The organism is Limosilactobacillus viscerum (assembly GCF_947387525.1).
In the GTDB taxonomy this organism is placed as follows: domain Bacteria; phylum Bacillota; class Bacilli; order Lactobacillales; family Lactobacillaceae; genus Limosilactobacillus; species Limosilactobacillus viscerum.
The window spans coordinates 1-1,525 of the sequence record NZ_CANDNW010000061.1; the positions used below are offsets into that span (position 1 = coordinate 1).

3 protein-coding genes are annotated in these 1,525 nt (G+C 31.8%); all 3 read left to right on the forward strand.

What is annotated here, in order from left to right:
• Positions 1 to 169: 169 nt before the first annotated feature.
• The 3 genes from QOS07_RS09185 to QOS07_RS09195 are packed head-to-tail and all read left to right on the forward strand — an operon-like array spanning position 170 to position 1,381.
• On the forward strand, positions 170 to 592 hold the full coding sequence (locus tag QOS07_RS09185) for a hypothetical protein (RefSeq protein ID WP_283588643.1): 423 nt from the start codon (positions 170 to 172) through the stop codon (positions 590 to 592).
• Position 593: 1 nt separating this feature from the next.
• Positions 594 to 794, forward strand: coding sequence for a hypothetical protein (locus QOS07_RS09190; RefSeq protein WP_283588644.1), 201 nt, complete (start codon positions 594 to 596; stop codon positions 792 to 794).
• Positions 755 to 1,381 (forward strand): DUF1828 domain-containing protein, encoded by a 627-nt coding sequence (locus QOS07_RS09195; protein WP_283588645.1) that lies wholly within the window; start codon positions 755 to 757, stop codon positions 1,379 to 1,381. Before QOS07_RS09190 ends, QOS07_RS09195 begins: the two co-directional genes overlap by 40 nt.
• The last annotated feature ends 144 nt before the right edge of the window (positions 1,382 to 1,525 follow it).

A 1,525-nucleotide genomic window follows, 5' to 3' on the forward strand; every position in this document is an offset into this window, starting at 1 on the left:
GTGGTAACACCATTAAAGACCTTGATGGGTTTTTCTGTCCACTTAAATGTTCAACTTAAATTTTACAATCTGCCTTAATAATAAATTATGGGGGAGACTATGAACAGCAAGGTTGATATTAATAATTTGTCAATTGATGATGTCCATGCTTTAATTCAGGCAGAAAAAAATGCCAACCAATATTTTGAAATACCAAGATATCATGAACCAGATTCATCAAACATTAATTTTATCTTCTCACACATATAAGTGCAGGGTTAAGGATGTTGAAAGACAAATCTTATATGACTTTCGTGTACACACCACACCAGTATCAACTATATTTTCGATTGGATTAATGTTTGACGAAAATAAAAACCATTTAGTTCGATTTGATTTTGGCGAAAATTTACGTCATGTAAATGATTATGGTACAGAGAATGAAAAAGTAATCTATGGTTCACATGTTCATTTTAATTCTCCAGCAGGTAAATATGTTCCCAAGAATGTTATTCCGGTTGGTGGAATTGATGAATTCAAAAACATAGCGAGAATAAAAGAAGCACTTGATAGGTTTGTGATATATACAAACATTCAGTTAGGAGGTGATTAGAATGAAAGCATCAACATTGCTTGAAAATTCTTATTACCAATGGTTAAAAAAAGAACTTGTTTTTTCAGAGATTGGGAATAACTATGCCGCTATCAGTACTCCTTTTTTGACAGTAATTTTGATAACATTAATTTATATGCAAAATTTATTGATAGCACCCACATCGAAGTTTCTGATTTCGGTTATACAATTTCAAATTTAGAAGAAAGTGGCATAACTTTAGATCGACGTTCAAAAGTTGCTTGGCGGATTTATAATAATGTTTTGAACGATTTCGGTATCAGTCGTGATGATGAAGCTTTGGTTATACGTGCTTCTCTTGATAAATTTCCAGTAGCAAAGAACCGTTTGTTGCAGGGAATAATGCGAATAAATGATATTTCCTATTTAGTTAAGGAAAATGTTAAAGAAGCTTTTAATGATATAGTAATGGACTTCTTAAAGGAAAAAGATATTTTATACACGCCAAACGTTGAAATCCCAAATGAGAACGGGATTTCATCACAGTTTGATTTCTCAATCCCAAATAAAAACGGGGTTGAATTACTTGTAAAAACATCAGCAAGACCAAATGATCCAAACTACGCAAAAGTTTTTAATTATGATGTAAAAGCAACCGCACCATATCGAAATGCTCATTTTATTTATATTTTGAATAATGTTACTCATCATGTAAAATTAAAAAAGAATATTCAAAATACAGCTTTAAGTAGGTTAGATTCAACAGTGGCAGAAGTAGCTGATTTTGCTAATATTAAGCAGAACAATACAGTACTTGTTAATGGGTAGCCATGTTTTGAGAATTGAGTGAAGGTCCAAAGTTTGACAGAAAGCCAAACTCTGGACCTTTATTTAATGGTAGATTGTAAAATTTAAGTTGAACAAATCAGTGGACAGAAAAACCCATAAAGGTCTTTAATGGTGTCGCTAAAC